Raw genomic sequence first — 26,156 nt, 5'->3', positions numbered from 1 at the left:
TGTCGGACATTAGGCGCTTAGCACGCGCGCATGATGTTGCAGGTGGTCGTCGATGAAGCTGGCGATGAAGAAATAGCTGTGGTCATAGCCTGGTTGCAGGCGCAACGTCAGCGGATGACCCGCCAGTTTGGCCGCCTGTTGCAAGGCTTCAGGCTTGAGTTGAGTGGCGAGAAAATCGTCACGGTCACCTTGATCCACCAGCAGCGGCAGCTTCTCATCGGCCTCGGCGATCAGGGCGCAAGTATCCCATTCGCGCCACTTCGAACGGTCTTCGCCCAGGTATCGGGTGAAGGCCTTCTGCCCCCATGGACAGTCCATCGGATTGTTGATCGGCGAGAACGCCGACACCGACTGATAACGCCCCGGATTGCGCAAGGCGCAAACCAGCGCGCCATGGCCGCCCATGGAATGACCACTGATGCCGCGCTTGTCCGATGCAGGGAAATGAGCCTCGACCAATGCCGGCAATTCCTGCACCACATAGTCATGCATCCGATAGTGCCGCGACCACGGCTCCTGGGTGGCATTGAGATAAAACGCGGCACCGAGGCCGAAATCCCAAGCGCCATCTGGATCACCAGGCACATCGGGACCGCGCGGGCTGGTGTCCGGTGCGACGATGATCAAACCCAGCTCGGCAGCCATGCGCAGGGCGCCGGCCTTTTGCATGAAGTTTTCGTCGGTGCAGGTCAGGCCGGATAACCAATACAGAACCGGCAGTTTGCCGCCCTGCTCCGCTTGCGGCGGCAGGTACACGGCAAACACCATGTCGCAGCCGAGCACATCGGAACGGTGCCGGTAGCGCTTGTGCCAGCCACCGAAGCTTTTCTGGCAGGAGATATTTTCCAGGTTCATGGAGCCTCCCAGCTTCAAGCCCCAAGCTTCAAGCGGCAAGAGGGCGGCGAACCCACTTGCTGCTTATGGCTTTTGACTTGTAACTGTTTTTAGAAATGGATGACGGAACGGATGCTCTTGCCTTCGTGCATCAGGTCGAACGCCTTGTTGATATCTTCCAGGCCCATGGTGTGGGTGATGAACGTGTCCAGCGGAATTTCGCCGGTTGCGGCCATTTCGACGTAGCTTGGCAACTCGGTACGGCCACGCACGCCGCCGAACGCCGAACCGCGCCAGACGCGACCGGTGACCAGCTGGAATGGACGGGTGGCAATTTCCTGACCGGCACCGGCGACACCGATGATGACCGACTCACCCCAGCCCTTGTGGCAGCACTCAAGTGCGGCGCGCATCAATTGCACGTTGCCGATGCATTCGAAGGAGAAGTCGACGCCGCCATCGGTCATGTCGACGATGACTTCCTGGATCGGACGATCGAAATCTTTCGGGTTCACACAATCGGTTGCACCCAATTGCTTGGCGATCTCGAATTTGGCCGGGTTGATGTCGATGGCGATGATGCGTGCAGCCTTGGCTTTTACCGCGCCGATGACCGCCGACAGACCAATGCCGCCGAGGCCGAAAATGGCCACGGTATCACCGGGTTTCACCTTGGCGGTATTGAGCACCGCACCGATGCCGGTGGTGACACCGCAGCCCAGCAGGCAGACTTTTTCCAGTGGTGCTTCTTTAGCAATTTTGGCCACGGAAATTTCCGGCAATACGGTGTATTCGGAAAACGTCGACGTGCCCATATAGTGGAAAATCGGCTGCCCCTTGTAGGAAAAGCGCGAAGTGCCGTCCGGCATCAAGCCTTTGCCCTGAGTCGCGCGAATCGCCTGACACAAGTTGGTTTTGCCCGACAGACAGAATTTGCACTGACGGCATTCCGGGGTGTACAGCGGGATGACATGATCACCTACAGCCACCGACGTCACGCCCTCGCCAATCGCCTCAACCACTGCGCCGCCTTCATGACCGAGAATCGATGGAAAGATGCCTTCCGGGTCAGCACCGGACAGCGTGTACGCGTCCGTATGACAAACGCCGGACGCCACCACACGCAGCAAAACTTCACCGGCCTTGGGCATGGCGACATCGACTTCGACGATCTCTAGAGGTTTCTTGGCCTCGAAGGCAACGGCAGCGCGTGACTTGATCATGTGGATTCTCCAATGAATTAAAAACGAGACAGGGAGTGTAATACAGCGCCTCACGGTGAATAATCCGGACAAAAGCAAAACATTATTGCCATGCAGGGATAATCACCGATGTCCGAGAGCCGCTGGGAAGGGATCGACGAGTTCGTCGCCGTGGCCGAATGCAGCCAATTTACGGCGGCTGCCGAACGCCTTGGGGTTTCTTCTTCTCATATCAGTCGACAAATCGTACGCCTTGAAGAGCGCCTTCAGACCCGCCTTCTTTACCGCAGCACCCGCCGGGTGACGCTGACCGAAGCCGGGCAAACCTTCCTGCAACATTGCCAGCGCCTGCAAGACGGCCGAGAAGAAGCCTTGCGTGCGGTCGGCGACCTGACCAGCGAACCGAAAGGCATGCTGCGCATGACCTGCGCCGTGGCGTATGGCGAGCGATTTATCGTGCCTTTGGTAACGCGTTTCATGGGGCTCTACCCGCAGTTGCGTGTCGACATCGAATTGAGCAACCGCCCCCTAGACCTGGTGCATGAAGGCCTGGACCTGGCGATCCGTCTGGGTCGCCTGCAAGACTCGCGACTGGTTGCCACTCGCCTGGCACCTCGACGCATGTACCTGTGCGCATCACCGTCCTACCTGGAACGTTATGGTCGGCCACACAGCTTGTCGGAACTAAGCCGCCACAATTGCCTCATTGGCAGTTCGGACCTGTGGCAACTGGAACAGAACGGGCGGGAATTTTCGCAGAGGATCCAGGGAAACTGGCGCTGCAACAGTGGGCAAGCGGTGCTGGATGCCGCGCTACAGGGCGTGGGGTTGTGTCAGTTGCCGGACTATTACGTGCTGGAGCATTTGAAAAGCAGCGCATTGATTTCGTTGCTTGAGGCGCATCAACCGCCGAATACCGCTGTTTGGGCGCTTTATCCACAGCAACGGCACCTGTCGCCCAAGGTGCGTAAGTTGGTGGATTATTTGAAGGAGGGGTTGGCGTTAAGGCCGGAGTACAGGATGTGAGGGGTTGAAGATCAAAAAATCGCAGCCTCGTTTCACTCGACAGCTCCTACAGGATATTGCGGTGAACGCGGACAATGTAGGAGCTGTCGAGTGAAACGAGGCTGCGATCTTTTACCGGCGATTAGCCCAACGCTGACGCAACCATTCGAGATCTTCCGGGCGCGTAACCTTGAGGTTGTCGGACCGACCTTCGATCAGACGTGGCGCCATGCCAGCCCACTCCATGGCCGATGCTTCATCAGTGATGACCGCATCCGCCACCAGACTGTCGGCCAATGCCCGATGCAGCGCCCCAAGGCGAAACATCTGCGGCGTATAGGCTTGCCAGATCACGCTTCGGTCCACGGTTTCAATCACCCGCCCATACTTGTCGACCCGCTTGAGGGTGTCGCGCGCCGGAACCGCCAGCAAACCGCCGACAGGATCATCAGCCAGTTCGCGGAGCAACTTGTCCAGATCATCACGGCTCAGATTCGGCCGCGCGGCGTCGTGAACCAGCACCCAATCTTCATCGTCGGCACCCAGCGCATGCAAATGCAGCAACGCATTGAGCACCGAGCCAGATCGTTCAGAGCCACCCTCGACCCGCTGAATTCGTGAATCAGCAGCACAGAGCAGGTTTGGCCAATAAGGATCGTCAACAGCAAGACTGACCACCACCCCTTTCAGGCAAGGATGATCAAGGAAACAGCCGAGGCTGTGTTCGAGAATAGTGCGGCCGCCCAGTTGCAGGTATTGCTTGGGACGGTCCGCGGCCATACGGGCACCGACGCCCGCGGCAGGAATCACGGCCCAGAAGGCCGGTAACGAGGAATTCATTGAGCCAACTGGAAAAGGGTTTCGCCGTCCTTGACCATGCCCAACTCATGGCGAGCCCGCTCTTCAACGGTCTCCATACCTTTTTTCAACTCGCTGACTTCGGCGTCCATCACGCGATTGCGCTCCAGCAACCCTTCGTTCTCAGCCTGCTGATCCTTGATCTGCTGAGTCAGCTCAGCCACTTGCGCCAGACTGCCATTACCCACCCACAGGCGGTATTGCAGGCCAGCCAGCAACAAGAGCAAGACGAGGAACAACCAATTGGGACTGCGCATCGAATATCAGGTTTCCAGTGAAAAAAGACAGCCATGCAAAAACTTTGAAGCTTCTGATAGCACGAAGCCTGGAAGAACCAGGCTTCGTACTGATAAGGCATCAGATTAGTGGCAAATTGACCGCTGTTGCGATTTTTTCGACACAATCCGTTGTCTTTTTTATCATTTAGCAATCAACCGCGGAACTCGCTGCGGCCGTTGTACTTGGCTTTACCGTTCAACTGCTCTTCGATACGCAGCAGTTGGTTGTACTTGGAAACGCGGTCAGAACGGCACAGGGAACCGGTTTTGATCTGACCAGCCGAAGTGCCCACAGCCAGGTCGGCGATGGTCGAGTCTTCGGTTTCGCCCGAGCGGTGCGAGATCACAGCCGTGTAACCAGCAGCCTTGGCCATCTGGATGGCTTCCAGGGTTTCGGTCAGGGTGCCGATCTGGTTGAACTTGATCAGGATCGAGTTGGCGATCTTTTTATCGATGCCTTCTTTCAGGATCTTGGTGTTGGTCACGAACAGATCGTCGCCCACCAGCTGGGTTTTCTCGCCGATTTTGTCGGTGAGGATTTTCCAGCCAGCCCAATCGGACTCGTCCAGGCCGTCTTCGATCGAGATGATCGGATAACGCTCGGTCAGACCTTTCAGGTAGTCAGCGAAACCTTCAGCGGTGAACACCTGACCTTCGCCGGACAGATTGTATTGACCGTCTTCGTAGAATTCGCTCGCAGCACAGTCCAGCGCCAGGGTCACGTCGGTGCCCAGCTTGTAACCGGCGTTGGCCACAGCCTCGGAGATCACTTTCAAAGCGTCTTCGTTGGAAGCCAGGTTCGGCGCGAAACCACCTTCGTCACCGACGGCAGTGCTCAGGCCACGGGCCTTCAGAACGGCTTTGAGGTGATGGAAAATTTCGGTGCCCATGCGCAGGCCTTCCGAGAAAGACTTGGCGCCAACCGGCTGAACCATGAATTCCTGGATGTCGACGTTGTTATCGGCGTGCTCGCCACCGTTGATGATGTTCATCATCGGAACCGGCATCGAGTAAACACCCGGGGTGCCGTTCAGGTTGGCAATGTGAGCGTACAGCGGCAGGTCCTGGTCCTGTGCTGCTGCCTTGGCCGCGGCCAGGGAAACGGCGAGGATCGCATTGGCGCCCAGGGAGCCTTTGTTTTCGGTACCGTCGAGCTTGATCATCGCGTGATCCAGCGCTTTCTGGTCGCTTGGGTCGGTACCTTTCAACAGGTCGCGGATCGGACCGTTGATGTTGGCGACGGCCTTGAGCACGCCTTTGCCCAGGTAACGGCTCTTGTCGCCATCACGCAGCTCGAGCGCTTCACGCGAGCCAGTGGAAGCACCGGACGGCGCGCAGGCGCTGCCGATGATGCCGTTATCGAGAAGCACGTCCGCTTCGACGGTGGGATTGCCACGGGAGTCGAGAACTTCACGACCTTTGATGTCGACGATTTTTGCCATTGTTGTAAACACTCCAAAGTTGACGAAAACGACGCAGCTAGAGGAAATCTTTTACCGTCGGCAAGTGATGTGCAGCAGGCAGACTTGCGGACGATAAAGCTCAGGCCCGAAGGCCTGAGCATTAAATCGTGCGGTACTTTACCGGAGAATTGAGGTTTACGCGGTTTCTACCGTCGGAAAACTCTTCACCAGTTCGTCCAAGGCTTTGAGCTGGGCCAGAAATGGCTCCAGTTTGTCCAGACGCAAGGCGCAAGGGCCGTCGCATTTGGCGTTGTCCGGGTCCGGGTGGGCTTCGAGGAACAGGCCGGCCAGCGACTGGCTCATGCCAGCCTTGGCCAGGTCAGTCACCTGGGCACGACGACCACCGGCGGAATCGGAGCGGCCACCGGGCATTTGCAGCGCGTGGGTCACGTCGAAGAACACCGGGTATTCGAACTGCTTCATGATGCCGAAGCCGAGCATGTCGACCACCAGGTTGTTGTAGCCGAAGCTCGAACCGCGCTCGCAGAGGATCAACTGATCGTTGCCCGCTTCCACGCACTTGCTCAGGATGTGTTTCATCTCGTGCGGTGCGAGGAACTGGGCTTTCTTGATGTTGATCACCGCGCCGGTCTTGGCCATCGCGACCACGAGGTCGGTCTGGCGCGACAGAAAGGCCGGCAACTGAATGATGTCGCAGACTTCCGCGACGACCGCAGCCTGATCAGGCTCGTGGACGTCGGTGATGATCGGCACGCCGAAGGCTTGCTTGATGTCCTGGAAAATCCGCATGCCCTCTTCCAGGCCGGGGCCACGGTAGGAGGTCACGGAAGACCGGTTGGCCTTGTCGAAGCTGGCCTTGAACACATAAGGGATACCGAGTTTCTCGGTGACCTTTACATACTCTTCGCAGACCTGCATCGCCATGTCGCGGCTTTCCAGCACGTTCATGCCACCGAAAAGCACCATTGGCTTGTCGTTGGCAATCTCGATATCGCCTACGCGGATGATCTTCTGCGCCATCGGATTTACGCCTTCTTCTGGTGTTGAACCAAAGCTGCTTTAACGAAACCGCTGAACAACGGGTGACCGTCGCGAGGTGTCGAGGTGAACTCAGGGTGGAACTGGCACGCGACGAACCATGGATGATCCGGTGCTTCAACCACCTCAACCAGCGCGCCATCACCGGAACGACCGGAGATTTTCAGGCCGGCTGCCATGATTTGCGGCAGCAGGTTGTTGTTCACTTCATAGCGATGACGGTGACGCTCGACGATGACGTCCTTGGCGTAGCAGTCATGCACCAGCGAACCCGGCTCCAGCAGGCAATCCTGAGCGCCGAGGCGCATGGTGCCGCCCAGGTCGGACGATTCGGTACGGGTTTCGACCGCGCCGGTAGCGTCTTCCCACTCGGTGATCAGACCCACGACCGGATGGCCGCTGGCACGATCGAACTCGGTGGAGTTGGCGTCTTTCCAGCCCAGCACGTTACGAGCGAACTCGATCACGGCCACTTGCATGCCCAGGCAGATACCCAGGTATGGAACCTTGTTTTCGCGAGCGTATTGAACGGCGGTGATCTTGCCTTCCACGCCACGCAGACCGAAGCCGCCCGGTACGAGGATCGCGTCCACACCTTCCAGCAGCGCGGTGCCCTGGTTTTCGATGTCTTCGGAATCGATGTAGCGCAGGTTGACCTTGGTGCGGTTGCTGATGCCGGCGTGACTCATCGCTTCGATCAGCGACTTGTAGGCGTCAAGCAGTTCCATGTACTTGCCGACCATCGCGATGGTGACTTCGTGCTCCGGGTTCAGCTTGGCATCAACCACGGCTTCCCACTCGGACAGGTCGGCGCTGCCGCATTGCAGGCCGAAACGCTCGACAACGAAATCATCCAGGCCCTGGGAGTGCAGAATGCCCGGGATCTTGTAGATGGTGTCGGCGTCTTCCAGCGCGATCACCGCACGTTCTTCAACGTTGGTGAACTGTGCGATCTTGCGACGCGACGAGATGTCGATTGGGTGATCGGAGCGGCAGACCAGCACGTCTGGCTGCAGGCCAATGGAACGCAGTTCCTTGACCGAATGCTGAGTCGGCTTGGTTTTGGTTTCGCCGGCCGTGGCGATGTATGGCACCAGTGTCAGGTGCATCAGCATCGCGCGCTTGGCGCCGACTTCGAAACGCAATTGGCGGATCGCTTCCAGGAACGGTTGCGATTCGATGTCACCCACGGTGCCACCGATCTCGACCATCGCCACGTCGGCATCGCCGGCGCCCTTGATGATCCGGCGCTTGATTTCATCGGTGATGTGCGGGATCACCTGGATGGTGGCGCCCAGGTAATCACCACGGCGCTCTTTGCGCAGTACGTGCTCGTAGACACGGCCGGTGGTGAAGTTGTTGTTCTGGGTCATGGTCGTGCGGATGAACCGCTCGTAGTGGCCCAGGTCCAGGTCGGTCTCGGCGCCGTCGTGGGTGACGAACACTTCACCGTGCTGGAACGGGCTCATGGTGCCCGGGTCAACGTTGATGTACGGGTCCAGCTTCAGCATGGTGACCTTAAGTCCCCGCGCCTCCAGGATGGCCGCCAATGAAGCCGATGCGATGCCTTTCCCCAATGAAGAAACAACACCGCCCGTGACGAATATGTAGCGCGTCATGAAAAACCCTAGAAGTCTGCGTTAAAGCGGTCCGAGCCGCCGGGGAAAGCGAAGGAAGGCCGAAGCCCCCGATCACCTGCATTAATCACAGTGCACCTTTCAAAAAAACCGCCGCGTTGGGACAGACCGGCAGATGAAACACCGGTACGTTGCTCGCTACACATTTTTTGGAATCGCCCAGCAAAGACTGCTTGGTAATCGGCAACTCCTGCAATTCAGGCGAATCCACAGAAGTTGTATCAAGAAGGGAGCGTAGTCTACCGGAAAGCCCCTTTCAGCTCAAACCTTGATCTTCGCCACGTGGCAGCCAATGCAAATGCCAGCCGTCCTGCCCACTGCCATTCAAGCCCGGTATGTTGGCCACTGCCAGTAATTGCCCATCGCGATAGACCAGCGGCAATCTGCCACGGGCAAAGGCCGGAACACCGCGTTCATTGAGCAAACGCTTCAGGTCGCGGTGGCCGCGATCAGGAAAATGCATGACTTCACCGCCCTCACGATAGCGGATTTGCAGCAGACCATCGGGGATTTGCCCGGTGAACGTGAGCACGCCGTTCTCAGGCAACGCCAGCGACTTCGAAGGATCAACCCAATGGACGGCAGGCGGCGGATTGCTTAGCCAACAGCCCGACAGCCACCAAATCCGCCCCCCAGAACGATGCAGTTCGCCTTCCGCCAGGCGCCAGACCGGACGGGCATCAACGGTGGCATCGCGCAAATCCTCCCAACCCGACCAATGGTCACTGTCCGGCAACCTGGTCAGCGATGTGAGCCAGTGGCTTAACGCATTGCGTTGACGCGCAGCGGAAAGTTTTGCCAGGTAAGCCAACTCCAGAGAGGGCACGCCCAGCCAGTCGAAATCACTGACCGTAGTCGCTTCGGCCAGATCGATTTGCGCCAACTCATCAAGCAATGCCTGTGCTTCGCTCAAGTGCGCGGCACTACGAGCCATGGTCGCTACTGCCTGGGGCCAGCGCTCGGTCAATACCGGGAACACCTGATGTCGCAGGTAGTTGCGCGAGAACTGTCGATCCTGATTCGAAGGGTCTTCGATCCAGCTCAATCGATGCTCTGCGGCATAGATCTCAAGTTCGGCACGACTAACGTCCAGCAGAGGCCGCAGCAGGTGACCCCGGCCCAACGGACGCTGGCCCGGCATCCCCGACAAGCCCCTCACCCCTGCCCCGCGCAACAGACGAAACAACAGGGTTTCCGCCTGATCGTCACGGTGCTGGCCGGTCAGCAACAACTCATTGGCCTGAGTGTCAGCAACGAATGCACCGTAACGCGCATCCCGTGCCGCACGCTCAAGGCTGGCACCGGCTTGAACCTGAACGTGAACTATCTGTAGGGGCACACCCAAGGCATCACAGACGGCCTGGCAATGTTCCGGCCACGCATCCGCCGCCGCCTGAAGGCCGTGGTGGACATGGAGGGCGCTGAGCGCTGGCAGGGATTGGGTTTTTGCGAGATGGGCGAGCAGGTGCAACAGGACTGTGGAGTCGAGACCACCGCTGAACGCGATGCGCCAGGCCGTAGCGTTGCGCCACGGTTTCAAGTTCAACAAAAGCCTGGCAGGCAGATCAGTCATTGGCCGACTCATAGCGCACCCTTTGCACAAAACAACTGTGGGAGCGAGCCTGCTCGCGATAGCGGTATAACAGCCAACAGATCAGTTGAATGTTAAGCCGCCATCGCTAGCAGGCTCGCTCCCACATGGGAAAAGCGAGGTCGGATCAGAGACCGTAGCTCATCAATCGCGCGTAACGACGGGCCAGCAGCGCGTCATTGTCGAACTTCTTCAACATCGCCAATTGCGAGGTCAGTTCCGCACGGATCGATGCCGCCGCGGCCGCTGGATTGCGGTGTGCGCCGCCCAATGGCTCGCCGATCACCTTGTCCACAATACCCAGGCCTTTCAGGCGCTCGGCGGTGATGCCCATGGCTTCAGCGGCATCCGGCGCCTTATCGGCGGTTTTCCACAGGATCGATGCGCAACCTTCCGGCGAGATCACCGCGTAGGTCGAGTACTGCAGCATGTTCAGCTGATCGCAAACACCGATGGCCAGAGCACCGCCGGAACCACCTTCACCGATCACGGTGGCGATGATTGGGGTTCTCAGACGTGCCATGACGCGCAGGTTCCAGGCAATCGCTTCGCTCTGGTTACGCTCTTCCGCGTCGATCCCAGGGTAGGCGCCCGGGGTGTCGATGAAAGTCAGGATCGGCATCTTGAAGCGTTCGGCCATTTCCATCAGGCGGCACGCCTTGCGGTAGCCTTCCGGACGCGGCATGCCAAAGTTGCGGCGAACCTTCTCGCGCACTTCACGGCCTTTCTGGTGACCGATGATCATCACCGGCTGGTCGTCCAGACGGGCGATACCGCCAACGATTGCAGCGTCATCGGAGAAGTGACGGTCGCCGTGCAATTCGTCGAACTCGGTGAAGATGTGTTCGATGTAGTCCAGGGTATATGGACGTTTCGGGTGACGCGCCAGACGGGCGATCTGCCAGCTGGTCAGCTTGCCGAAGATGTCTTCGGTCAGCGTGCTGCTTTTGTCCTGCAGGCGGGAGATCTCATCGCCGATATTCAGCGAATTGTCGTTACCGACCAAGCGCAACTCTTCGATCTTGGCTTGCAGGTCGGCGATCGGCTGTTCGAAATCTAGAAAATTCGGGTTCATAGGCGTCCGTCTTGGGTCGACGTCCAAGAGAGCTTGGGCCGGCCGGTTGTCTATTCGCGCCCTACCTTAAGGGAGAGGCGCGTTCAGGTCGAGATTAAAAATTCAGGTCGAGATCAGGGCACGTTCTCAAGGTGAAGAATGGCACCTGACCGTCAACGGTATTGGAGGAAGACGTTGTCTCGCCCGAACTGGTCACGCAAGGCTTGAATCAACGCATCCGCCGGATCGATTCGCCAAGTCTCGCCGAACTGCAGCAAGGCCTTTGCATCGGGGCTCGTGTATTCCATGGTAATCGGGCACGCGCCGCGGTGACGCTTGAACAATTCACCCAGCCAGCGTAGCTGATCGTTCTTCAAATCCTTGGTCTGCAGCTTCAGGCGCAGGCTTTCGGCCAGGTTGGTGCGTGCATCTTCCATGCTCATCACGCGCTTGACCCGCAACTTCAGGCCGCCGGAGAAGTCGTCATTGCTGACCTCGCCTTCGACCACCACCATCGCGTCAGTCTGCAACAGCGACTGCGCAGAATGGAATGCCTCGGCAAACAGCGACGCCTCGATCCGCCCGGAGCGGTCATCAAGGGTGATGAACCCCATCTTGTCGCCCTTTTTGTTTTTCATCACCCGCAGGGCGATGATCATGCCGGCCACGGTCTGGGTATCGCGTGCCGGCTTCAGATCGATGATGCGCTGACGGGCAAAGCGACGGATTTCACCTTCATACTCGTCTATCGGGTGACCGGTCAGGTACAGGCCCAGGGTGTCTTTCTCCCCTTTCAACCGTTCCTTGAGCGTCAGTTCCTTGGCTTTGCGATGACTGGCGTAGACGTCTGCGTCTTCCTCGACAAACAGTCCGCCAAACAGGTCGGCATGACCACTGTCCTGGGTGCGCGCGGTTTGTTCAGCCGCCTTGATCGCCCCTTCCATCGCGGCCAGCAGCACCGCGCGATTCTGGTCAATGTTCGCCTGATAAGCCTTCGGCTCATCATGGAAATAAGGCCCCAGGCGATCCAGCGCACCACTGCGGATCAAACCGTCCAGGGTGCGCTTGTTGATACGTTTGAGATCGACCCGCGCGCAGAAATCGAACAGGTCCTTGAACGGCCCGTCCTGGCGCGCCTCGGTGATCGCTTCCACCGGGCCTTCGCCCACACCCTTGATTGCACCGAGGCCGTAAATAATCCGGCCTTCGTCATTCACCGTGAACTTGAACTCGGAGGCATTCACATCCGGCGCGTCGAGACGCAGCTTCATTGTGCGAATTTCTTCGATCAAGGTCACGACCTTGTCGGTGTTGTGCATGTCCGCCGACAGCACCGCCGCCATGAATGGCGCCGGGTAATGCGTTTTCAGCCAGGCCGTCTGGTACGAAACCAGGCCGTACGCAGCGGAGTGAGACTTGTTGAAACCGTAACCGGCGAATTTCTCCACCAGGTCGAAGATGTTACCGGCCAGGTCGGCATCGATATTGTTGGTCGCGCAACCTTCAATGAAGCCGCCGCGCTGCTTGGCCATTTCTTCGGGCTTTTTCTTACCCATGGCACGACGCAGCATGTCCGCACCACCGAGGGTGTAACCGGCCATGACCTGGGCAATCTGCATCACCTGTTCCTGATACAGGATGATGCCGTAAGTAGGTGCCAGTACCGGTTTGAGGCCTTCGTACTGGTAATCCGAGTGCGGGTACGCAAGTTCGGCGCGACCGTGCTTACGGTTGATGAAGTCGTCCACCATGCCCGATTGCAGCGGGCCCGGACGGAACAGCGCCACCAGTGCGATCAAGTCTTCAAGGCAGTCGGGCTTGAGCTTTTTGATCAGCTCCTTCATGCCACGGGATTCAAGCTGGAACACCGCCGTGGTTTCGGCCTTTTGCAGCAGCGTGTAGGTCGGCTTGTCGTCCAGCGGAATGAACGCGATGTCGAGCGGCGGCTCGTCGACCTTGGCGCGGTCTCGGTTGATGGTTTTCAGCGCCCAGTCGATGACCGTCAGAGTCCGCAGGCCGAGGAAGTCGAACTTCACCAGACCGGCCGCTTCAACGTCATCCTTGTCGAACTGGGTCACCAGACCGTCACCGGCCTCATCGCAGTAGATCGGCGAGAAGTCTGTCAGTTTGGTCGGCGCAATGACCACACCACCGGCGTGTTTGCCGACGTTACGCACAACGCCCTCGAGCTTGCGCGCCATCTCCCAGATTTCGGCGGCTTCTTCATCGACCTTGATGAAGTCACGCAGGATCTCTTCCTGCTCGTACGCCTTTTCCAGGGTCATGCCGACTTCGAACGGAATCATCTTCGACAGACGATCCGCCAAACCGTAGGACTTGCCCTGCACCCGCGCCACGTCCCGGACCACAGCCTTGGCCGCCATGGAACCGAAGGTGATGATCTGGCTTACCGCGTTGCGACCGTACTTCTCGGCCACGTATTCGATTACCCGATCACGACCGTCCATGCAGAAGTCGACGTCGAAGTCGGGCATCGATACCCGTTCCGGGTTAAGGAAACGTTCGAACAGCAGGTCATATTCCAGCGGATCGAGGTCGGTGATCTTCTGAACATAGGCCACCAGCGACCCGGCACCCGACCCCCGGCCCGGACCTACCGGCACGCCATTGCTCTTGGCCCACTGGATAAAGTCCATCACGATCAGGAAGTAACCGGGGAAGCCCATCTGGATAATGATATCCAGTTCGAAATTCAGCCGGTCGACGTAGACCTGACGCTTGGCCTCATAGTCTTCCGTAGTGTCCTTGGGCAACAGAACGGTCAGTCGATCCTCAAGGCCATCGAAGGACACCTTGCGGAAATACTCGTCGATGGTCATGCCATCGGGAATCGGGAAGTTGGGCAGGAAGTGCTTGCCCAGCTTCACTTCGATGTTGCATCGCTTGGCGATCTCGACGGTGTTTTCCAACGCCTCGGGCAGGTCGCTGAACAGCTCGGCCATTTCCTCGGCGCTTTTGAGGTATTGCTGGTCGCTGTAATTCTTCGAACGCCGCGGATCGTCGAGGGCGCGGCCCTCACCGATGCAAACGCGGGTTTCATGAGCGGCGAAGTCTTCCTGCTTGATGAAGCGCACGTCGTTGGTCGCGACCAATGGCGCGCCGATTTTCTCGGCCAGGGCCACGGCACCGTGCAATTGCTCTTCATCGTTGGGGCGATTGGTGCGCTGGATTTCCAGGTAGAAGCGATCCGGGAACACCGCCATCCATTCGCGTGCGAGGTTTTCCGCCTCGACCGGGTTGCCACTGAGCATGGCCAGGCCGATTTCACCCTCTTTCGCCGCCGACAGCATGATCAAGCCTTCGCTGGCCTCGGCCACCCATTCGCGCTCAATGATCACCGAGCCATTGCGCTGGCCGTCAATGAAACCACGGGAGATCAGTTCGGTCAGGTTGCGATAGCCGACAGCGTTCATGGCCAGCAGGCTGATCCGGCTCAGGGCGTTGTCCGGATCCTTGTTCGACAGCCACAAATCGGCACCGCAGATCGGCTTGATCCCGGCACCCATGGAGGCTTTATAGAATTTGACCAGGGAACACATGTTGTTCTGATCAGTGACCGCTACGGCAGGCATGTTCATGCCGACCAGGGTCTTGACCAGCGGTTTGATCCGCACCAGACCGTCGACCAGGGAATATTCAGTGTGCAGGCGTAGATGAACGAATGAAGCCGGCATAGTGATCCTGCGTATATTCATGAAAACAACAAAGCCCGGAAATCCGGCACTTTAAAGCTACTGCGCTTGGTAATCCTGCGTTGAACGGCAGCTCGAAATGCTCATTGACTAAAGTCAACTCCGCTTTCTCGCTGCCGTTCGCCTTGTCTTACCTGCGCTCGTGACGCTTTAAAGTGCCGGATTGTACCGGGCCTTGGCAAAAACATCAGCCTTGCGACTAACTCTCGATCAGACTTTCACGCGCCTCGTACGCCAGGCGCACCGGGGCGAACGAGCGACGATGAATCGGCGTGGGCCCCAGGCGGGCCAACGCTTCCAGATGAACGGGCGTCGGGTAGCCTTTGTGCCCGCCGATGCCGTAACCCGGGTAAATCAGTTCAAATGCCGCCATTTCGCGATCACGGCTGACCTTGGCCAGAATCGATGCCGCCGCAATGGCCGGGACCTTGCCGTCGCCCTGTACTACCGCTTCAGCACGCATGGACAGTTTCGGGCAACGATTGCCGTCGATCATCGCCAGTTTCGGCTGGATGTGCAGGCCCTCGACCGCGCGCTGCATTGCCAGCATGGTGGCGTGCAGGATGTTCAGCTCATCGATTTCTTCGACTTCGGCCCGAGCGATGCACCAGCTCAGGGCTTTTTCACAGATTTCGTCGTAGAGCTTTTCGCGGCGGGCTTCGGTGAGTTTCTTCGAATCGTTGAGACCGAGGATCGGGCGACTCGGATCAAGGATCACCGCAGCCGTCACCACGGCGCCGCAGAGTGGACCGCGACCGACTTCATCAACACCGGCAACCAACTCTTCAACTTCAGCAACCAAGGTGAAATCCAGCCCCATTTGCATGCTTGTTTTACTCATTGTACTTGGCCGATCAGCTTCAGAACTGCATCTGCCGCCTGATTGGAGGCGTCCAGACGCAAGGTACGGTGAATTTCGTCGAAGCCGCGAGTCTGTTCCTCGCCATCTTCAATCAAGGGTGAAAGTGTTTGTGCAAGGGCTTCTACCGTCGCGTCGTCCTGGAGCAACTCGGGCACCAACAAACGCTGGGCCAGCAGGTTAGGCAAGGAAACGTAAGGACTTTTCACCATCCGTTTGAGAATCCAGAACGTCAGTGGCGCCAGTCGATACGCAACCACCATGGGCCGCTTGTACAGCAACGCTTCAAGGGTAGCCGTACCCGAAGCGATCAGCACCGCGTCGCAGGCTGCCAATGCCAGATGGGATTTACCATCGAGCAAGGTCAGCGGCAGATCGCGACCGGCCAGCAGCGCTTCAAGCTGTGCACGGCGTTCAGGGCTGGCGCACGGCATGACAAATCGCACGCCCGGGCGCAGGGCGCGCAGGCGCTGGGCGGTGTCGAGGAACAACGCGCCGAGCCGGCCCACTTCGCCCCCACGACTGCCGGGCATCAGTGCAACCAGCGGACCGTCCGGCAAATCAAGCTCAGCCCGCGCGGCAGCTCGATCAGCCTCCAGCGGAATAGCATCGGCCAGGGAATGCCCGACAAACCGCACCGGCACGCCCTTCTCTTCGTAGAATTTCGCTTCGAACGGGAACAGCGTCAGCATCAGGTCGCAGCCTTCGCGAATCTTCAGCACACGCTTCTGGCGCCACGCCCATACCGACGGGCTGACGTAATGCACGGTCTTGATCCCGGCCTGACGCAACTTGAGCTCGATATTGAGATTGAAGTCCGGGGCATCGATACCGATGAACACGTCCGGTTTTTCGGCGATCAGGTCGGCGATCAACTTTTTGCGACGCGCCAGCAGTTCACGCAGGCGCCCCAACACTTCCACCAGGCCCATGACCGATAGCCGTTCCATGGGGAAGTACGAGGTCAACCCTTCGGCTTGCATCAACGGGCCACCGACACCGATGAATTCCACCGCCGGATGCTGAGCCTTGAGTGCGCGCATGAGGCCCGCGCCCAGAATGTCGCCGGAAGCCTCACCCGCTACCAGCGCAATACGCAGATTAGCCATGATTAACGGGTGATGCCGCGAGTCGAAGACTGGATGGAGTCACGGAAAACCGCGACTTCCGGGAACTGGTCCGAGGGTTCGGCGAGTTCAATGAGCGCTTGCTCGATCGTCAGCCCCTGGCGATAAACCACCTTATAGGCACGACGCAGTGCGTGGATCGCGTCTTCGCTGAAACCACGGCGACGCATGCCCTCGAAGTTCATGCTGCGGGCTTCGGCAGGGTTGCCGAACACCGTGACGTACGCTGGAACGTCCTTGCCGATGGCCGTCCCCATGCCGGAAAAGCTGTGGGCACCAATGTGGCAATACTGGTGGACCAGGGTGAAGCCGGACAGGATCGCCCAGTCTTCAACGTGCACATGGCCGGCCAGCGCGGTGTTGTTAACCAGAATGCAGTGATTGCCGATAACGCTGTCGTGGCCGATATGGGCATAGGCCATGATCAGGTTGTGATCACCCAGGGTCGTTTCCGAACGGTCCTGAACCGTCCCGCGATGAATCGTCACGCCTTCACGGATGACGTTGTGGTCACCGATGACCAGACGGGTTTCTTCGCCTTTGTATTTAAGATCGGGCGTGTCCTCACCTACCGACGAAAACTGGTAGATACGGTTGTGCTTACCGATTCGGGTCGGGCCTTTTAGAATCACATGCGGCCCGATCACTGTTCCCTCGCCGATTTCCACACCTGCGCCGACGATCGACCATGGGCCGACCTCGACGTCGTCGGCCAGAACGGCCGTCGGATCGATGATTGCGCGAGGGTCAATCAAACTCATAGCTTGCGTTCCGCACAGATGATTTCGGCGGAGCAGACTGGTTTGCCGTCGACCGAAGCCTGGCATTCGAACTTCCAGATCTGACGCTTGCAGCTCAGAAACTTGGCTTCGAGGATCAACTGATCGCCCGGCAGCACTGGCTGACGGAAGCGCAGCTTGTCAGAGCCTACAAAGTAGTAAAGGGTGCCGTCCGCCGGTTTCACGTCGAGCATTTTGAAACCAAGGATCCCGGCAGCCTGAGCCATCGCCTCGATGATCAGTACACCCGGCATGATTGGATGCGCAGGGAAGTGACCATTGAAGAACGGTTCGTTGATGCTGACATTCTTGTAGGCGCGAATGCGCTTGCCTTCCACATCCAGATCCACGACCCGGTCCACCAGCAGGAACGGGTAACGGTGAGGCAGGTATTCGCGAATCTCGTTGATGTCCATCATTTCGGGGGGAAGCCTATGTAAAGATTGGGAGCGCGCGACTGACACACGCCCCTCTAGCAAATCAAGCAAGCAGTCTAACGGCTGTGCGCACTTGATATGGAAATGGTATCAGCCATCTGATGAAGCATTACCGTCAGGGGTCACTTCCCCTACACGCTTTTCCAGCTGTCGCAGACGCCGCGCGATGTCATCGAGCTGACGGATGCGAGCCGCGCTTTTGCGCCATTCGGCTGCTGGCTGCATTGCCGTACCGGAAGAATAGGAACCCTTTTCGGTAATCGAGTGGGTCACCATGGTCATCCCGGTGATGAAAACGTTGTCGCAAATTTCGATATGTCCCACCAGCCCTACACCGCCAGCGAGCATGCAATGCTTGCCGATTTTGGTACTGCCGGAGATCCCTACACAGGCGGCCATGGCGGTGTGATCACCGACCTGAACGTTGTGGGCGATCTGGATCTGGTTGTCGAGCTTCACACCATTGCCAAGAACGGTATCGGCCAATGCACCGCGATCAATAGCGGTATTCACGCCAATTTCCACATCGTCACCGACCAGCACACCACCGATCTGGGCGATTTTCTGCCAGACACCTTTCTCGTTGGCAAAACCGAAACCTTCGCCACCGAGCACGGCACCTGACTGAATGACCACTCGTTTGCCGATGCGTACGTCGTGGTACAGCGTGACCCGCGGGGCCAGCCAGCCACCCTCACCAATCTCGCAACGGGCACCGATGAAGCAATGAGCCCCAATGGTCACACCCGCGGCGATACGCGCACAGCTTTCGATCACGGCAAAGGCACCGATACTCGCCGCAGGATCAACCACTGCGTCCGCTGCCACTACCGCTGTTGCGTGAATGCCGGCGGGCGCCTTGGGCTTGGGATCGAACAAATGGGAAATTCGCGCGTAGGCCAGATACGGATCAGGCACCAGCAGTGCATCACCGGAAAAACCTTCGGCATCAGTGGCCTTCAGCAACAGTGCTGCGGCCCGGCTGTCTGCCAGGTATTTACGGTACTGAGGATTTGCGAGAAAGCTCAACTGAGCTGGGCCAGCCTCTTGCAAAGTGGCCAGCCCAGTAATTTCTTTCTCCGGGTCGCCACGTAGCGTGGCGCCAAGGAACTCGGCCAACTGACCGAGTTTTATAGTCGCTGTCATGATTACTTCAGCTGATTCATGCGCTCGATAACCTGGCGAGTGATGTCGTACTGAGGTTTGACATCAATCACTGCGCCACGCTCGAAGACCAGGTCAAAAGCACCTTTCTTGATGACTTCTTCCACAGCGCTGTCCAGTTTCGGCTTGAGCTGCTTCAGCATTTCACGGTCGGCAACTGCTTTGGCTTCATTCAGCTCCTTGGATTGGAACTGGAAGTCACGGGCCTTTTGCTTGAACTCGAGTTCAAGGCGCTCACGCTCGCCTTGCTGCATCTTGTCGCCGCCGGCCATCAAACGATCCTGAATGCCTTTGGCGCTGCTTTCCAGCGTCTTGAGCTTGGTCAGTTGCGGGCCAAATTTTTTCTCGGCATCCACCGCGTATTTCTTGGCCGCGTCGGATTCCAGCAGTGCCATCTGATAGTTCAGAACGGCGATTTTCATGTCGGCAAAAGCCGGACCTGCTACCAGTAAGGTTGCGAGGAGAACCAATTGAGTCAACTTACGCACGATGCACTCCTACAAAATTCATTGTCGTTATTTTGGGTCAGATGCTTAGAACGTCTGGCCAAGAGAGAATTGGAATACTTGAGTTTCAGAGTTATCCGGTTCTTTTACCGGGAAGGCCAGCGCGAAACTCAGCGGCCCCAGCGCAGTGACCCATGTAACCCCTACACCCACGGAACTGGCCATGTTGCTCAAGCTGACATCGTTACATTGCGTATTGGACTTCGACTGTGGGTTGGTATTGGTGGTCTGCTCGCACTTGGAGTCAAACACATTACCCACATCCCAGAATACGGAGGTACGCAGGGAACGCTGGTCCTTGACGAACGGCAGCGGAAACAGAAGCTCTGCACCACCTTGAATCAGGACGTTGCCGCCGAACGGCAGTGGATCCTGATCCGGGTCATTAAGAGTGCCCGCGTTACCGGTGGTTTGCTGTCCGCGGCTCGGCGTACTGCGCGGCCCCAATGTACTGTCCTTGAAGCCACGAACCGAATTGAAGCCACCAGCAAAGTAGTTTTCATAGAACGGCAAGCCATCGGTCGAGCCGTACCCATCGCCATACCCCAATTCAGTGTGCAGGCGCATGGTGTAGTTTTCAGACAATGGCTGGAACAACTGACCACGGTAATCGAGCTTGAAGAACGACAGGTCGCTGCCCGGCACGGTGACTTCTGCCGTCAAGCTTTGAGAATGACCACGGGTCGCCAATACGCCCTTGTTCAGGGTGGACTCGGACCAGCCCGTCGACGCCTTGAAGTTCAGGTATTCGTCGCCTTCACGGTTAACAAAGTCGAAAATCTCGTCGACGGTGTATTGACCGGTCTTGATCTTGTCTTGCTGTGCAGACAGACCAAAGGTCAGACGCGATGTTTCGCTGATCGGGTAACCGACGCTTACACCAGCACCCAGGCTGTCTACGGCATAGCTTGCTACGTCGACATCGAGATCATCGTAGTCGGTGGTGCGATAGAAAGCGTTGTAGCCCAGGCTCACACCGTCAGCCGTCCAGTACGGGTCGACATAACCGAAGTTATAGCGGCTCTGGTATTCGCTTTTGGTCAAACCGATGCTGACCTTGTTACCAGTACCCAGGAAGTTGTTCTGAGTGATCGAACCACCGAGGATCAGACCGGCACTTTGTGCGAAGCCGATGCTGGCAGTGATCGAACCGGAAGCCTGCTCTTCGACGCCGTAGTTCACGTCAACCTGGTCATCGACACCTGGCACAGCCGGGGTTTCGACGTTCACTTCCTTGAAGAAGCCCAGGCGCTCAAGACGCGTCTTGGACTGATCGATCAGGTAGGTCGAAGCCCAGCCGCCTTCCATCTGGCGCATTTCGCGGCGCAGCACTTCGTCTTCGGACTTGGTGTTGCCACGGAAATTGATACGGTTGACGTAAGCACGTTTGCCCGGGTCCACAGCGAAGGTGATGTCGACGGTGTGGTCTTCATTATGGGGCTGAGGCACGCCGTTGACGTTGGCGAAGGTGTAACCCTCGTTACCCAGACGGCGGGTGATCAATTCCGATGTGGTGGTCATCAGCTTGCGCGAGAACACCTGGCCTTTCTGAACCAGAAGCAGGGACGAGATCTGATCTTCAGGGACTTTCAGGTCACCGCTCAGCTTGACGTCACGAACGGTGTACTTGTCGCCTTCGTTGACGTTGACAGTGATGTAGACGTGTTTCTTGTCCGGGGTGATGGACACCTGGGTCGAAGCGATATCCATGTTGATATAGCCACGGTCCAGGTAGTAGGAGCGCAGACGCTCCAGGTCACCGGAAAGTTTTTCACGCGCATACTTGTCGTCGTTCTTGAAGAAAGACAGCCAGTTGGTGGTCTTCAATTCGAACAGGTCGATCAGGTCTTCTTCAGGGAAGACGGTGTTACCCACCACGTTGATGTGCTGGATAGCCGCGACGGTGCCTTCGTTGATGTTGACCTTCAAGCCGACGCGGTTACGCGGCTGCGGCACCACTTCGGTGTCGACGGTGGCGGAGTAGCGACCCTGGGCGACGTATTGGCGCTGCAGTTCGTTACGCACACCTTCGAGCGTGGCACGCTGAAAGATCTCACCTTCAGCCAGACCGGATTGTTTGAGGCCTTTCATCAGGTCTTCAGTGGAGATCGCCTTGTTACCCTCGATCTCGATACTGGCAACGGACGGGCGCTCGACTACCGTGATGACCAGGACGTTGCCATCGCGGCCCAGCTGGATATCTTGAAAGAACCCGGTTTTGAACAAAGCACGAGTGGATTCCACCAGGCGACGATCATCCGCCTGTTCACCGACGTTCAACGGCAAAGCACCAAAGACGCTACCCGCGGAGACCCGCTGGAGGCCATTGACGCGAATATCAGAGATAGTGAAGGACTCGGCGTGAACTTCGGCGATCATCAATACGGTGAGAACCGCAGTTAGCAGCAGACGTTTCATGAAGTCCTTTCTTATTCCAACTGGCAATAAACAAACTGCCGCAAAATGCGGCAGATTCGCAATTCAGCGAAGTTGTTACAGACGGCCCAGATCATTAACCAGAGCGAGCAACATCACCCCGATCACCAAACTGATACCGATCTGTATCCCCCAACCCTGCACCCGATCCGACAAGGGACGACCACGCGCCCACTCGATCAGATAAAACAACAAATGCCCCCCATCCAGTACAGGAATGGGCAACAAATTCAGAACCCCCAGGCTAATACTCAGATATGCAAGGAAATTCAGGAAGTCAGCAACGCCCGACTGGGCAGAAGCGCCCGCCACTTTAGCAATGGTTATCGGTCCACTCAAGTTTTTTACCGAGAGCTCACCGAACAACATTTTCTTGAGCGAATCGAGGGTCAGTACGCTCATGGTCCAGGTGCGTCGCGCACCCTCTCCAATCGCGGCCACAGGGCCGTAACTGACTTCGCGAATCATCTCTGGCGGCCAATCGACCGCTTTCACCCCGGCCCCCATATAACCGGTAGGTGCCTTGCTCTCGCCGCGAGCGGCCAACGTAACAGGGGCGTCGATTTGAGCACCATCGCGCTCGACGCGCAGCATGATTTTGGCATTCGGGTGCATACGGACGGTATCGACCACTTGCTGCCAGTCATCCAGCGCCTTGCCATCGAGTGCCAGCAGCCGGTCACCGGTCTTCAGTCCTGCGGCCTGCGCCGGCCCTTTCGGATCAATCTCGGCCAATACAGGAGGCAACGCCGGGCGCCAAGGACGGATACCCAACGAACGAATCGGATCCGGCTCGTCAGCCCCCTTAAGCCATTTATCCAGCGCCAGCTCGCGAGGAGCGTCCGTCGTGGAGCCCTGCTCACGCACCAACAATTGAAGTGAACCACTCTCGCCAAGACGTCGAACCAGTTGCAGATTCACCGCCGCCCAGCCGGAAGTCGGCTCGCCATCAATGGCAATGATTTCCTGACCCGCGCTCAAACCGGCCCTGGCGGCAATACTGCCGGACTCGACTGCGCCGATGACTGGTCGCACCTGCTCCGTGCCGAGCATCGCCAACGCCCAGAAAAACACCAATGCCAACAGGAAATTGGCGATGGGGCCTGCCGCCACAATGGCGATTCGCTGACGGACTGATTTGCGATTGAAGGAATGCTCGAGCTGATCGGCCGGCACTTCGCCTTCGCGCTCATCGAGCATCTTCACGTAGCCGCCCAATGGAATGGCAGCCACCACGAACTCGGTACCTTGCTTGTCGTGCCAGCGCAGCAGCGGCATGCCGAAGCCTACGGAGAAACGCAGCACTTTGACCCCACAGCGACGTGCGACCCAGAAATGGCCGAATTCGTGAAAGGTAACCAGCACACCCAATGCCACCAGGGTGCCGACAATCATATAGAGCGCGCTCATCTACTTTCTCCGCAATCCTATTCAGTGCCGCATGGGCCAACGTATCGCAGCACTTATCGCCCGTGACGACTCAGCCATTGTCCGGCCAGGACTCGCGCCTTCGCGTCAGCCGTGAACACCGCCTCGAGATCCTCCACCACTACGACAGGTTCGAGGCTCAACACTTCCTCGATGATACTCGCGATTTCCGGGTAGCGAACCCGCCCGTCGAGAAACGCCGCAACAGCCACTTCATTCGCGGCATTGAGCATCGCCGGTGCGCTATTGCCAGCCTCGGCAGCCTGACGCGCAAGGCGCAGGCAAGGAAAACGCTCTTCATCGGGGGCCTGGAAATCCAGACGCGCAATGGCAAACAGATCCAGCGGCGCCACCCCCGAGTCAATACGCTCCGGCCAGGCCAGGGCGTTTGCGATCGGCGTGCGCATATCCGGATTGCCCAATTGGGCCAGCACCGAACCATCGATGTAGTCGACCAGAGAATGAATCACGCTCTGAGGGTGAATCACGACTTCAACCTGGGACGGTTTGGCGTCGAACAGCCAGCAGGCCTCGATCAACTCGAGCCCCTTGTTCATCATGCTGGCCGAATCGACCGAAATTTTGCGCCCCATAGACCAGTTCGGATGAGCACACGCCTGGTCAGGCGTAACATGCGCCAGTTCGGCCATTGGTGTCTGTCGGAACGGGCCACCAGAGGCGGTCAGAAGAATCCGACGCACGCCGACCGCACCAAGCCCACGAGCGAAATCCTGTGGCATGCACTGGAAAATCGCGTTGTGCTCACTGTCGATCGGCAGCAGGACCGAACCGCTTTTGCGCACAGCCTGCATGAACAGCGCCCCGGACATCACCAGCGCTTCTTTGTTAGCCAGCAGAATTTTCTTGCCTGCCTCGACCGCCGCCAGGGTCGGACGCAATCCCGCCGCGCCAACGATGGCCGCCATGACCGCATCGACCTCAGGATCGGAAGCAACCTGACACAACCCCTCCTCCCCTACCAGCACACGAGTCGACAGGCCAGCTGCGCGCAAATCGTCCTGCAGGGTTCGAGCCGTGCTTGCTTGCGGTACAACAGCAAACCGCGGCGTATGACGCACGCACAAGGCCAACAACTCACTCAGTCGAGTAAACCCGCTCAAGGCGAAAACCTGGTAACGCGCCGGGTGACGAGCAATCACGTCCAGGGTGCTCAGACCAATCGAACCGGTGGCCCCCAAGACAGTAATCTGCTGTGGGCGGCTCACGGTGCAGCCATCCACAACAGCACGGCGAACACCGGAATTGCAGCCGTCAGGCTGTCGATTCGATCCAGGACACCGCCATGACCCGGCAGCAGATTACTGCTGTCCTTGATGCCCGATTGACGCTTGAACATGCTCTCTGTGAGGTCACCTACCACCGAGATGAAGACGATCACGGCCGCACCGATCAACCCCATCAGCATCTGGGCGAAACTCCAGTCGCGCACCAGGCCGACGATCGCGGTGATCACCAGACTCAGCAGCAAACCGCCGTACACGCCTTCCCAGCTTTTGCCAGGGCTGACCTGCGGCGCCAGCTTGCGCTTGCCAAAGGCCCGCCCGGAAAAGTACGCGCCGATATCAGCCCCCCAGACCAGCACCATCACCGCCATGATCAGCCAGTTACCCAAGGGCTCCTGCTTGATCTGGACCAAGCCTTGCCAGGCCGGCAACAGAATCAGCAGACCGATCACCAGCTTACTGGCGGCGCTGGCCCAGTGCTCGCTGGAGCGCGGGTACGTCAGCACCAGATACGTCGCCACGCCCCACCAGAGCACCGAAGCGCCCAATACCCAAGGCGCGAGCCCTGGCAGGATATACATGATGAACAGAATCAGTGCGACCACAACGGCATAGGCAACGCGAACAGGCTGAGCAGTGAAGCCGGCCAGCCGCGCCCATTCCCAAGCACCAAGCGTCACTACAAACCCGATGAACAGCGCAAAGCTGGAACCTTTAAGCAGGAAAAACCCGCACAAAGCGATCGGCAGCAGGATCAGCGCGGTGATGATTCGTTGTTTAAGCATTAAACCCGGGCTCCATTCTCGACCTGCTCGCTCGTTTTACCGAAGCGGCGCTGGCGAGAAGCGAAATCGGCCAGTGCGCTTCGCATGGCGTCGTGTTTGAAGTCCGGCCAGAACAGGTCGGAGAAGTACAACTCGGCGTAAGCCAGCTGCCACAGCAGGAAGTTGCTGATGCGGTGCTCGCCACCGGTACGGATGCACAAGTCCGGCAACGGCAGATCGCCGGTGGCCAGACAGGTTTGCAGCAATTCAGGCGTGATGTCTTCCGGACGCAGATGCCCGGCCTGAACCTCCCGCGCCAGACGCTGAGCGGCCTGCGCGATGTCCCACTGACCGCCGTAATTGGCGGCGATCTGCAAGACAAAGCGGTTGGCACCGGCAGTCATCGCCTCAGCTTCACGCATGGCAGCCTGAAGCTCGGGATGAAAGCGCGAACGATCACCGATGATGCGCAGACTGATGTTGTTGTCATTGAGGCGCTTGGCCTCGCGACGCAACGCCTTGAAGAACAAATCCATCAAGGCACTGACTTCATCCGCCGGGCGTTGCCAGTTCTCACTGGAGAAGGCAAACAGGGTCAACACCTCGACCTTGGCCTCGGCACACACCTCGATGACGGCACGAACCGCATCCACGCCCGCTTTATGCCCGGCGACACCCGGCATAAAGCGCTTCTTCGCCCAGCGATTATTACCATCCATGATGATCGCGACATGGCGCGGCACCGCGGACGGCACAGTCTGCTTGGTCTTATCCATGA

General features: G+C 58.2%; 22 protein-coding genes. 1 reads left to right on the top strand and 21 read right to left on the bottom strand.

Annotated elements, in window-relative coordinates; all coding sequences use genetic code 11:
• Positions 1-9 precede the first annotated feature (9 nt).
• Positions 10-855, bottom strand: coding sequence for an S-formylglutathione hydrolase (fghA, locus tag J2Y56_RS16570; RefSeq protein ID WP_310351433.1), 846 nt, complete (start codon positions 853-855; stop codon positions 10-12).
• A gap of 89 nt (positions 856-944) precedes the next feature.
• The gene (locus tag J2Y56_RS16565; RefSeq protein WP_007949355.1) at positions 945-2,057 is read right to left on the bottom strand and encodes an S-(hydroxymethyl)glutathione dehydrogenase/class III alcohol dehydrogenase; all 1,113 of its coding nucleotides are present in this window, start codon (positions 2,055-2,057) and stop codon (positions 945-947) included.
• 108 nt (positions 2,058-2,165) lie between these two features.
• Between J2Y56_RS16565 and J2Y56_RS16560 the strand changes: the two genes are divergently transcribed.
• The gene (locus J2Y56_RS16560) at positions 2,166-3,062 is read left to right on the top strand and encodes a LysR substrate-binding domain-containing protein (protein ID WP_310351432.1); all 897 of its coding nucleotides are present in this window, start codon (positions 2,166-2,168) and stop codon (positions 3,060-3,062) included.
• 111 nt (positions 3,063-3,173) lie between these two features.
• Here the strand turns inward: J2Y56_RS16560 and ispD are convergent, their stop codons facing one another.
• The 19 genes from ispD to uppS all read right to left on the bottom strand — a co-directional run bounded on the left by ispD (position 3,174) and on the right by uppS (position 26,154).
• The gene (ispD, locus tag J2Y56_RS16555) at positions 3,174-3,881 is read right to left on the bottom strand and encodes a 2-C-methyl-D-erythritol 4-phosphate cytidylyltransferase (RefSeq protein WP_310351430.1); all 708 of its coding nucleotides are present in this window, start codon (positions 3,879-3,881) and stop codon (positions 3,174-3,176) included.
• A complete protein-coding gene (ftsB, locus tag J2Y56_RS16550; protein ID WP_007949352.1) occupies positions 3,878-4,156 on the bottom strand; it encodes a cell division protein FtsB in 279 nt (92 codons plus the stop codon). Before ftsB ends, ispD begins: the two co-directional genes overlap by 4 nt.
• Before the next feature lie 173 nt (positions 4,157-4,329).
• Entirely contained in the window at positions 4,330-5,619 is a 1,290-nt protein-coding gene (gene eno / locus J2Y56_RS16545) for a phosphopyruvate hydratase (RefSeq protein WP_007949351.1), read from the bottom strand.
• A 156-nt stretch (positions 5,620-5,775) separates the two neighbouring features.
• Positions 5,776-6,621: a 3-deoxy-8-phosphooctulonate synthase gene (kdsA, locus tag J2Y56_RS16540; protein ID WP_007949350.1), complete on the bottom strand. Its 846-nt coding sequence runs from the start codon at positions 6,619-6,621 to the stop codon at positions 5,776-5,778.
• Between the two features lie 5 nt (positions 6,622-6,626).
• Complete coding sequence (locus J2Y56_RS16535) at positions 6,627-8,258, bottom strand: CTP synthase (protein ID WP_007949349.1); 1,632 nt, start codon at positions 8,256-8,258, stop codon at positions 6,627-6,629.
• Positions 8,259-8,532: 274 nt separating this feature from the next.
• Positions 8,533-9,861, bottom strand: coding sequence for a tRNA lysidine(34) synthetase TilS (tilS, locus tag J2Y56_RS16530; protein ID WP_310351427.1), 1,329 nt, complete (start codon positions 9,859-9,861; stop codon positions 8,533-8,535).
• Positions 9,862-9,994: 133 nt separating this feature from the next.
• On the bottom strand, positions 9,995-10,942 hold the full coding sequence (locus J2Y56_RS16525) for an acetyl-CoA carboxylase carboxyltransferase subunit alpha (RefSeq protein WP_310351424.1): 948 nt from the start codon (positions 10,940-10,942) through the stop codon (positions 9,995-9,997).
• Positions 10,943-11,094: 152 nt separating this feature from the next.
• Complete coding sequence (dnaE, locus tag J2Y56_RS16520; protein ID WP_310351423.1) at positions 11,095-14,616, bottom strand: DNA polymerase III subunit alpha; 3,522 nt, start codon at positions 14,614-14,616, stop codon at positions 11,095-11,097.
• 217 nt (positions 14,617-14,833) lie between these two features.
• A complete protein-coding gene (gene rnhB / locus J2Y56_RS16515) occupies positions 14,834-15,460 on the bottom strand; it encodes a ribonuclease HII (protein WP_027924982.1) in 627 nt (208 codons plus the stop codon).
• An 11-nt stretch (positions 15,461-15,471) separates the two neighbouring features.
• On the bottom strand, positions 15,472-16,602 hold the full coding sequence (lpxB, locus tag J2Y56_RS16510) for a lipid-A-disaccharide synthase (protein ID WP_007949344.1): 1,131 nt from the start codon (positions 16,600-16,602) through the stop codon (positions 15,472-15,474).
• Positions 16,603-16,604: 2 nt separating this feature from the next.
• Positions 16,605-17,381, bottom strand: coding sequence for an acyl-ACP--UDP-N-acetylglucosamine O-acyltransferase (lpxA, locus tag J2Y56_RS16505; protein ID WP_007949343.1), 777 nt, complete (start codon positions 17,379-17,381; stop codon positions 16,605-16,607).
• Positions 17,378-17,818: a 3-hydroxyacyl-ACP dehydratase FabZ gene (gene fabZ, locus J2Y56_RS16500; protein WP_007907157.1), complete on the bottom strand. Its 441-nt coding sequence runs from the start codon at positions 17,816-17,818 to the stop codon at positions 17,378-17,380. The genes lpxA and fabZ overlap by 4 nt, the downstream gene beginning before the upstream one ends.
• A 108-nt stretch (positions 17,819-17,926) precedes the next feature.
• Positions 17,927-18,982: a UDP-3-O-(3-hydroxymyristoyl)glucosamine N-acyltransferase gene (lpxD, locus tag J2Y56_RS16495; RefSeq protein ID WP_007949342.1), complete on the bottom strand. Its 1,056-nt coding sequence runs from the start codon at positions 18,980-18,982 to the stop codon at positions 17,927-17,929.
• 2 nt (positions 18,983-18,984) lie between these two features.
• Complete coding sequence (locus J2Y56_RS16490; protein WP_007949341.1) at positions 18,985-19,488, bottom strand: OmpH family outer membrane protein; 504 nt, start codon at positions 19,486-19,488, stop codon at positions 18,985-18,987.
• 45 nt (positions 19,489-19,533) lie between these two features.
• Complete coding sequence (bamA, locus tag J2Y56_RS16485) at positions 19,534-21,924, bottom strand: outer membrane protein assembly factor BamA (RefSeq protein ID WP_007949340.1); 2,391 nt, start codon at positions 21,922-21,924, stop codon at positions 19,534-19,536.
• A gap of 75 nt (positions 21,925-21,999) precedes the next feature.
• Positions 22,000-23,352, bottom strand: a complete 1,353-nt coding sequence (rseP, locus tag J2Y56_RS16480) for a sigma E protease regulator RseP (RefSeq protein ID WP_310351418.1) — start codon at positions 23,350-23,352, stop codon at positions 22,000-22,002.
• A 53-nt stretch (positions 23,353-23,405) separates the two neighbouring features.
• The gene (gene ispC / locus J2Y56_RS16475; RefSeq protein ID WP_007949338.1) at positions 23,406-24,596 is read right to left on the bottom strand and encodes a 1-deoxy-D-xylulose-5-phosphate reductoisomerase; all 1,191 of its coding nucleotides are present in this window, start codon (positions 24,594-24,596) and stop codon (positions 23,406-23,408) included.
• Complete coding sequence (locus tag J2Y56_RS16470; protein WP_007949337.1) at positions 24,593-25,399, bottom strand: phosphatidate cytidylyltransferase; 807 nt, start codon at positions 25,397-25,399, stop codon at positions 24,593-24,595. The genes ispC and J2Y56_RS16470 overlap by 4 nt, the downstream gene beginning before the upstream one ends.
• Positions 25,399-26,154 (bottom strand): polyprenyl diphosphate synthase, encoded by a 756-nt coding sequence (uppS, locus tag J2Y56_RS16465; RefSeq protein WP_007949336.1) that lies wholly within the window; start codon positions 26,152-26,154, stop codon positions 25,399-25,401. The genes J2Y56_RS16470 and uppS overlap by 1 nt, the downstream gene beginning before the upstream one ends.
• Positions 26,155-26,156 lie beyond the last annotated feature (2 nt).

Source organism: Pseudomonas sp. BE134, from assembly GCF_031456105.1.
GTDB lineage: Bacteria > Pseudomonadota > Gammaproteobacteria > Pseudomonadales > Pseudomonadaceae > Aquipseudomonas.
This window is presented reverse-complemented; position numbering and strand designations above follow the sequence as displayed.

Excerpts from the sequence above, each read along its gene's own strand:
- fghA (WP_310351433.1), bottom strand. The coding sequence starts at position 855 with ATGAACCTGGAAAATATCTCCTGCCAGAAAAGCTTCGGTGGCTGGCAC.
- J2Y56_RS16565 (WP_007949355.1), bottom strand. The coding sequence starts at position 2,057 with ATGATCAAGTCACGCGCTGCCGTTGCCTTCGAGGCCAAGAAACCTCTA.
- J2Y56_RS16560 (WP_310351432.1), top strand. The coding sequence starts at position 2,166 with ATGTCCGAGAGCCGCTGGGAAGGGATCGACGAGTTCGTCGCCGTGGCC.
- ispD (WP_310351430.1), bottom strand. The coding sequence starts at position 3,881 with ATGAATTCCTCGTTACCGGCCTTCTGGGCCGTGATTCCTGCCGCGGGC.
- ftsB (WP_007949352.1), bottom strand. The coding sequence starts at position 4,156 with ATGCGCAGTCCCAATTGGTTGTTCCTCGTCTTGCTCTTGTTGCTGGCT.
- eno (WP_007949351.1), bottom strand. The coding sequence starts at position 5,619 with ATGGCAAAAATCGTCGACATCAAAGGTCGTGAAGTTCTCGACTCCCGT.
- kdsA (WP_007949350.1), bottom strand. The coding sequence starts at position 6,621 with ATGGCGCAGAAGATCATCCGCGTAGGCGATATCGAGATTGCCAACGAC.
- J2Y56_RS16535 (WP_007949349.1), bottom strand. The coding sequence starts at position 8,258 with ATGACGCGCTACATATTCGTCACGGGCGGTGTTGTTTCTTCATTGGGG.
- tilS (WP_310351427.1), bottom strand. The coding sequence starts at position 9,861 with ATGAGTCGGCCAATGACTGATCTGCCTGCCAGGCTTTTGTTGAACTTG.
- J2Y56_RS16525 (WP_310351424.1), bottom strand. The coding sequence starts at position 10,942 with ATGAACCCGAATTTTCTAGATTTCGAACAGCCGATCGCCGACCTGCAA.
- dnaE (WP_310351423.1), bottom strand. The coding sequence starts at position 14,616 with ATGCCGGCTTCATTCGTTCATCTACGCCTGCACACTGAATATTCCCTG.
- rnhB (WP_027924982.1), bottom strand. The coding sequence starts at position 15,460 with ATGCAAATGGGGCTGGATTTCACCTTGGTTGCTGAAGTTGAAGAGTTG.
- lpxB (WP_007949344.1), bottom strand. The coding sequence starts at position 16,602 with ATGGCTAATCTGCGTATTGCGCTGGTAGCGGGTGAGGCTTCCGGCGAC.
- lpxA (WP_007949343.1), bottom strand. The coding sequence starts at position 17,381 with ATGAGTTTGATTGACCCTCGCGCAATCATCGATCCGACGGCCGTTCTG.
- fabZ (WP_007907157.1), bottom strand. The coding sequence starts at position 17,818 with ATGATGGACATCAACGAGATTCGCGAATACCTGCCTCACCGTTACCCG.
- lpxD (WP_007949342.1), bottom strand. The coding sequence starts at position 18,982 with ATGACAGCGACTATAAAACTCGGTCAGTTGGCCGAGTTCCTTGGCGCC.
- bamA (WP_007949340.1), bottom strand. The coding sequence starts at position 21,924 with ATGAAACGTCTGCTGCTAACTGCGGTTCTCACCGTATTGATGATCGCC.
- rseP (WP_310351418.1), bottom strand. The coding sequence starts at position 23,352 with ATGAGCGCGCTCTATATGATTGTCGGCACCCTGGTGGCATTGGGTGTG.
- J2Y56_RS16470 (WP_007949337.1), bottom strand. The coding sequence starts at position 25,399 with ATGCTTAAACAACGAATCATCACCGCGCTGATCCTGCTGCCGATCGCT.
- uppS (WP_007949336.1), bottom strand. The coding sequence starts at position 26,154 with ATGGATAAGACCAAGCAGACTGTGCCGTCCGCGGTGCCGCGCCATGTC.